General features: G+C 82.3%; 1 protein-coding gene. It reads left to right on the plus strand.

Annotation, left to right across the window (positions count from 1 at the left end):
• On the plus strand, positions 1-803 hold an 803-nt coding region (locus RKE29_RS30210; protein ID WP_312008889.1), incomplete at both ends, for a DUF6049 family protein.

Here is an 803-nt window from a genome sequence, read left to right on the forward strand (position 1 = left end):
GGCGCCGCGGCCCGGCCCGGCCCGCTGCCGCCCGGCGCCCGGCGTGCCTTCCGGCTCGCGGTGCCGGTGGCGGACCTGGGCCTGGACGGCCCGGGCGCGTACGCGCTGACGGTGGCCGCCACCGCCCGGGACGGGAGCGTCCTGGCCCTGGACCGCACGTTCCTGCCCGCCGCCTCGGCCTCGGCGGGCGCCTCGGCGGACGGCGGCGCGTCGCGCCCCGAGCCGCTGCGCGCCACCGTGGTGTGGCCGGTCACCGCCGCCCCGCGCATGGAGGCGCTGGGCCTGCGCACCGCCCACGGCGTGCGGCCGGTGTTCCGCGACGACGGCCTGGCGGACGAGTTCGCGCCGGGCGGGCGGCTGTGGCAGGTCGTGGCGGCGGGCGCGGGCTCCCCGGTGACCTGGGTCGTCGACCCGGACCTGATCGTCCAGGCGCGGGCCATGGCCGACGGCTACCAGGTGGCCCGTACGCCTGACAGCAGCAACCCCCGGGACAGCGCCCCCGGCCGCGGCGGGCAGGCGGCGGCCCGCTGGCTGGCCGCCCTGCGGGACGCGGTGCGCGGCCGGGAGGTGGTGACGCTGCCGTACGCCGACCCCGACCTGGCCTCCCTCGCCCACCGGCCCGGCGGCGGCGAACTGGCCGGAATCGTGCGGGGAACCACCGCGAGCGCCGCGCGCGTGGTGGACCGCGCGCTGGGCACCCGCGCGCGCCGCGGCCTCGCGTGGCCCTGGGCGGGCGCGCTCGACACGCGGGTCACCGCCTACGCCGGGCGGCTGGGCCTCGGCGCGGTGCTCGCCGCCGGCCC

The organism is Streptomyces sp. B1866, assembly GCF_031932565.1.
In the GTDB taxonomy this organism is placed as follows: Bacteria; Actinomycetota; Actinomycetes; order Streptomycetales; family Streptomycetaceae; genus Streptomyces.